The sequence below is a fragment of the Acinetobacter sp. V2 genome, from assembly GCF_001188385.1.
Classification (GTDB): Bacteria; Pseudomonadota; Gammaproteobacteria; order Pseudomonadales; family Moraxellaceae; genus Acinetobacter; species Acinetobacter oleivorans.
Window position 1 is genome coordinate 181,005 of the sequence record NZ_JZFB01000001.1, and the last position, 5,858, is coordinate 186,862.

Annotated in this window: 6 protein-coding genes and 1 pseudogene; 6 read left to right on the top strand and 1 reads right to left on the bottom strand. The window is 40.2% G+C overall.

Translation table 11 applies throughout. The features are described from left to right. Positions 1 to 476 precede the first annotated feature (476 nt). From UC75_RS00840 to UC75_RS00865, 6 genes are all read left to right on the top strand, one after another. On the top strand, positions 477 to 1,160 hold the full coding sequence (locus UC75_RS00840; RefSeq protein ID WP_000174666.1) for a GntR family transcriptional regulator: 684 nt from the start codon (positions 477 to 479) through the stop codon (positions 1,158 to 1,160). A 168-nt stretch (positions 1,161 to 1,328) separates the two neighbouring features. Further along, positions 1,329 to 2,261, top strand: a complete 933-nt coding sequence (locus tag UC75_RS00845) for a 4-hydroxyproline epimerase (protein WP_049836378.1) — start codon at positions 1,329 to 1,331, stop codon at positions 2,259 to 2,261. Continuing rightward, positions 2,258 to 3,361 carry an NAD(P)/FAD-dependent oxidoreductase gene (locus tag UC75_RS00850; RefSeq protein ID WP_049836379.1) on the top strand — a complete coding sequence of 368 codons (1,104 nt, stop codon included), beginning with the start codon at positions 2,258 to 2,260 and terminating at the stop codon, positions 3,359 to 3,361. Before UC75_RS00845 ends, UC75_RS00850 begins: the two co-directional genes overlap by 4 nt. Further along, the gene (locus UC75_RS00855) at positions 3,362 to 3,592 is read left to right on the top strand and encodes a (2Fe-2S)-binding protein (protein WP_049836380.1); all 231 of its coding nucleotides are present in this window, start codon (positions 3,362 to 3,364) and stop codon (positions 3,590 to 3,592) included. It abuts the gene before it with no gap. Then, positions 3,592 to 4,854: an NAD(P)/FAD-dependent oxidoreductase gene (locus UC75_RS00860; protein WP_049836381.1), complete on the top strand. Its 1,263-nt coding sequence runs from the start codon at positions 3,592 to 3,594 to the stop codon at positions 4,852 to 4,854. Before UC75_RS00855 ends, UC75_RS00860 begins: the two co-directional genes overlap by 1 nt. A 44-nt stretch (positions 4,855 to 4,898) precedes the next feature. Further along, positions 4,899 to 5,651, top strand: coding sequence for an AraC family transcriptional regulator (locus tag UC75_RS00865; RefSeq protein ID WP_049836382.1), 753 nt, complete (start codon positions 4,899 to 4,901; stop codon positions 5,649 to 5,651). Between the two features lie 66 nt (positions 5,652 to 5,717). Here the strand turns inward: UC75_RS00865 and UC75_RS19515 are convergent. Further along, positions 5,718 to 5,858: pseudogene (locus tag UC75_RS19515) on the bottom strand (MFS transporter); the annotation flags it as partial.

The following is a 5,858-nucleotide window of genomic DNA, read 5'->3' on the forward strand; positions in this document are numbered from 1 at the left end:
AAGAAACCCGTATAATAATTCAGGGAAAATTTTGCTTCTGTTGGCGTACTCATATGAAGTGACTCAAACTTTAAAATTTTTATGCAGCATGATTTTTACAAGATAAAAATTTTATCTTGCAGGCAATAACTTAGCTAAATGGATAGGAATCTTTTTGACAGTTACCCATCAAGAGAACAGGGTAGTATGCTGCTATTTATTATGATTTGCTTGGTTAGATACAATAAAATGATGACGATTTCAGCATAGTCTAATAATAGTTTTGTGAATTAAATGGTATAAAGTATACTTTAGCTATTAATGCAGTTAAAAATTATTAGCTCCAATAATATAGAGAAAATGAGTTTTAGCAGCATTGAAATAAAGGTAAGCCGTGCCGAAAATAATGCTTGAAAAGCAATGATTTCATTATGGCGGATGAATAAAAATTATCATCCTTTTATTTGTGTCATATTTTTGAGGTTAAGAGAATATTCGTGACGCTACCATCTTTTAATGTATCAAATCTTGGTGCAATGCCTTCGGTATCTGAAGTTATTGTCAAATATATTAGAGAAGCAATTATTGCAGGGCATATTGCTGAAGGCGAACCGATTCGTCAGGATGAAATCGCCAAACTTTTTAATGTTAGCAAAATTCCCGTACGTGAAGCTTTAAAGCAACTAGAAGCCGAAGGCTTAGTTGAGTTTATAAAAAATCGCGGCGCAATTGTGACCCGTATTTCTGAAGAAGAATTAGCACAGATTTTTGAAGTCCGAGTGATGTTGGAAACGAAGCTGATTCAGCTCGCCGTGCCGAATATGACAGAAGAAACTTATAAAAAGGCAGATGAAATTTGTAATGCCTTTATCGATAACATGGATATTGGAAGCTGGACCACACTCAATTGGCAGTTACATGCATGCCTTTATGAACCAGCACAACGGCCGTATATGCTTGGATTAATTCGTTCTATTTACGATAAGATTGAGCGCTATTTAAGATTGCAGATGAATGTTTCAGAAGGCAAATCACGTGCAAATGATGAGCACAAAGAAATTGTGAAAGCCTGCAAAGCTAAAGATGTTGATTTAGCGGTTAAGTTAATTGAAGAGCATATTAATGGTGTTTGCCAATCACTTTATGAACATCTACCTCACCATAAAAATGGGAAAAACTAAGCGCTGCATTCTTTATCATTTCAATTAGGCCAACGGCCTAATTTTTTTGTCTTTATTTTAGCTGAAGCAAGTTTTCACTATGCTGATTTCGTCATCGATTCATAAGAAAACGATCAAGCTTGCTGTTTTGAGATCAGTCATCCTAAAGGAAAATGTAAGGATACTTCTATGAAAACAGTAAAAATTTTGGACTCTCATACTGGTGGTGAACCAACACGATTAGTGCTTGAAGGTTTTCCTGATTTAGGCACAGGAGATATGGAAAGCCGCCGAAAAATATTATCAGAACAATATGACCATTTCCGTCGAGCAACCATGTTAGAGCCGCGCGGTAATGATGTTTTGGTTGGCGCATTATTGTGTAAGCCAGTGAATCCTAAAGCGAGTGCAGGCGTTATTTTCTTTAATAACACAGGCTATCTAGGCATGTGCGGTCATGGCACGATTGGTTTAGTAGCTTCGTTAGCACACTTGGGAAAAATACAAGTAGGTACACATTTAATTGAAACTCCGGTCGGCGATGTTGAGGCGACATTGCATGAAGATCATTCAGTTAGCGTGCGAAATGTACCAGCATATCGTTATAAAAAAACGGTCGAAGTTGATGTTGAAAAATATGGAAAAGTTACTGGTGATATTGCATGGGGTGGTAACTGGTTCTTCTTGATTAATGACCATGGTCAAAGTGTTGCAAGTGATAATTTGGATCAACTGACTGACTATGCGTGGACAGTCAGACAGGCGCTTACGGCACAAGGAATAACTGGCAAAGATGGACAAGAAATTGACCATATTGAGTTATTTGCAAGTGACGCCGAAGCGGACAGTAAAAATTTCGTACTTTGCCCAGGCAAGGCCTATGACCGTTCACCATGTGGAACCGGAACGAGTGCGAAAATTGCTTGCTTAGCTGCAGATGGCAAACTTGAAGCAGGAAAGTTATGGAAACAAGCCAGCATTATCGGTAGCCAGTTTATTGCCTCTTATGAGCAAGCAGGGGAATATGTTATTCCAACCATTCGTGGTGAAGCTTACATGAGTGCCGAAGCAACTTTATTTATGGATGAAAATGACCCATTTGCTTGGGGTATTCAGCTATGAGAACCGATGCCATCATCATTGGGGCAGGCATTGTAGGTGCGGCATGTGCTTATGAATTAGCTCGGCAAGAGTTAAATGTGCAAGTTTTAGATGCTCGTATCGGGGGGGCAACAGCCGCAGGTATGGGGCATTTGGTCATTATGGATGACTTGGAAGCCGAATTAAAGCTTAGCCATTGGTCAGTTCAGTTATGGCATGAATTAGGGCACGAGCTTTCAGAAGACTGCGCATATCGCCAAACGCCAACTTTATGGCTGGCAAGTAGCCCAGAAGAAATGCAGATTGCCGAGGAAAAATATCAACGTCTCACTGCACAAGGTGTCCGTTGCCAACTTCGAAATGCAGAGGAAATCCGTCAGCTTGAACCTCACTTAAAGCATGGTCTTTACGGTGGATTAGAAGTTTTTGATGATGGCATTTTATATGCACCCTGTGCTGCTGAATGGTTGTTGAAACAATTCCCGCAAAAGATTCAGGTTCAACAAGCTAAAGTTATTCATATTGAAGAAAATCGGGTTCAGTTAAGTGATGGAACATGGCTCGAAGCAGCACATATTGTTTTAGCAAACGGCATTCATGCGACAGATTTTTTTCCAGAGTTACCGATTGAACCTAAAAAAGGTCATTTAGCTATTACCGACCGTTATCCCGAATTAAATGTAAAACATACGTTAGTGGCTTTGGCTTATGCAGCCAGCACTCAAGCGACAAGTGGAATTTCAGTCGCTTGTAATATTCAACCTAGACCGACAGGTCAGCTATTTATTGGGTCATCTCGTCAGTTTAATACGGTTGATCCGACTGTAGAGCCAGAAGTGTTTACTCGGGTGCTTAAAGAGGCTGTCGATTATTTCCCAGCTTTGGCTGGTCTTAATGTTATTCGGGCATGGACTGGTTTTCGTGCAGCCACTCCAGATGGTATTCCAATAATTGGACGACATCCTACATTTGAATCGGTTTATTTAGCAGTAGGTCATGAAGGACTAGGTGTAACCACTGCGACAGGTACAGCAAGACTTATTGCTTCATATGTGTGTGGGTTAACTTTTGATATAGATCCTGAACCTTTTTTACCACATCGTTTTATAGGGGCTGCATAGATGATTCAGCTTTTTATTAACGGACAATCAGTTTCTGTGATTGAAGGTACGAGTGTTGCTGCTGCTTTAGCACAAGCGAAGTCTCACAGCCGTTTGTCTGTGTGTGGTGAAAAACGTACTCCATTTTGTGGAATGGGAGTTTGTCAGGAATGCCGTGTCAATATTAATGGACTCAGAGTGCTTGCTTGTCAGACGCTGTGCCAGCAAGATATGAAGGTGGAAACACAATAATGGAAAAACAATACGATGTGGTCGTTGTAGGGGCAGGCCCTGCGGGGTTGTCAGCTGCTATTGCAGCCGCCGAGAGTGGTGGGCGAATTTTAATATTGGATAATAACCCACAGGCGGGCGGTCAAATCTGGCGCGCTGGACCGATTTTTCCTGTACCTGAAATGGCGCAGCAGAAATATCAACAAATTGAGACTCATCCTAATATTGAATTTATGTTTGGTACCAAGATTGTCGCTGCACCTTTTGTAGGCCAATTACTCGTTGAACGACCTCATGACAGCCTAAATTTGTCTTACCGTCAGCTTATATTGTGTACGGGTGCAAGAGAACTATTTTTACCTTTTCCTGGTTGGACCTTACCTGGTGTAACTGGAGCAGGTGGTTTGCAAGCTTTAATTAAAGCAGGGACACCTGTCAAAAATGAACGTGTTGTGATTGCAGGATCTGGACCATTACTTCTAGCAAGTGCTGATACAGCGAAAAAAGCAGAAGCTCAAGTTCTCTACGTTGCTGAACAGGCACCTTCATCTTCCGTTCGTAAATTTGCACTACAACTTTGGCGCTGGCCTGCAAAAATAATACAGGCGTTATCTTTGCCTTATCGTTTATATCAACCTGACAGTTATGTGATTGAAGCGATTGGTCAGGAGCGTCTTGAACGAGTAAGACTACAAACACCGAAAGGAATTGTCGAAATTGAGTGTGATCGACTCGCATGTGGGTTTGGGTTAATACCGAATACTCAATTGGGCCAGTTAATGGGTTGTCAAATTAAGGACAATGCGATTACTGTCGATGACTATCAACGTACATCACAGCCACAGGTGTGGGCAGCAGGTGAGTGTACAGGTTTTGGCGGAAGTGAGCTGGCGATGGTTGAAGGTAGCATCGCAGGTTATGCAGCTATAGGTCAAAATGAAAAAGCCAGTCAATTATTTGTTCAAAGACAACGGTATCGATTATTTGCACATTTGCTTGAGAAAAGCTTCAAATTGCGTGCTGAGTTAAAAACGCTTGCTCGTCCAGAAACTATTTTTTGTCGATGTGAAGATGTAACTTTTGATAAGGTTGCTGAGCGTAGTAATTGGATTGATGCAAAATTACATACACGTTGTGGAATGGGCGCATGTCAGGGAAGCACTTGTGGAACAGCAGCAGCCTGCCTATTTGATTGGCAGTTGCCTAACTCTCGACCGCCATTACTTCCTACCCGTGTAAAAAGCCTTATGGCGATGTCTACTTCTCCTTTAAATCAAAAATGAAATGTTCTAGAGTAGACAAGATATTACTTTGTCCGCTCTAGCTCATGACTTTGGTTCAAATTCCGAAACTAACCACCACTTTGGAAGATTTTTTAAAAAATCTGGAAAGTATAGAACCATTATTTGATGCTTTATCTTCGGTGGTATTTTTCATCAAAAATACTGAAGCACGCTATGTCTTTGTCAATCAAACATTAGTAAATCGCTGTGGTTTCAAAGATAAAACTGCGTTACTTGGAAAGACCTCGGAAGAAGTCTTTCCTCATTCACTTGGAAAAATATATACGTCACAAGACTTGCAAGTAATACGCCGTGGTAAAAAGTTAACAGAGCAATTAGAACTGCATTTATATGCAAAAAATCAGTCGGGTTGGTGTTTAACCTATAAAGAACCTTTATTTGATGCAGATGGAAAGTTGGTAGGAATTGCTGGAATTTCTAATGATTTAAATGTACCTGAACATACACATCCTGCTTTTTACAAAATGGTTCAGGTTGAGGAATATATTAAAAAGAATTATGCCGAAACGATTACATTAGCGCATTTGACTGCAATTGCTGGCGTGTCGGTGGCTCAGTTAGAACGTTATTGCAAAAAAATATACCATTTAACGCCGCGACAAATGATTAGCAAAATTCGTCTTCAAGTCGCAACTGAACTATTGGCGACAGATTTACCGATTACTCAAATTGGTTTGCGCTGTGGTTATACCGACCATAGTGCTTTTTGTCGTCAGTTTAAGTTGCATACAGGCATGTCACCTACTTTGTATCGGGCCTCTACCAAAAATATTTAGATAAAAAATTGGGTTGTATAGAACAACCCAAAATCATTTTTAAGTGCTTAATTTATATCTTAAAGACTAATCTTTGAAAGCCAATGACCGACCTTTGGTTTCTTTCACAAGCAAAATCGAGACAATAGAGATCAGACTTGCGGCAACCAAATATAAAGAAATCGGAATCGAACTATTAAACTCTTTGAGTAATGTTAGGGCAATTAA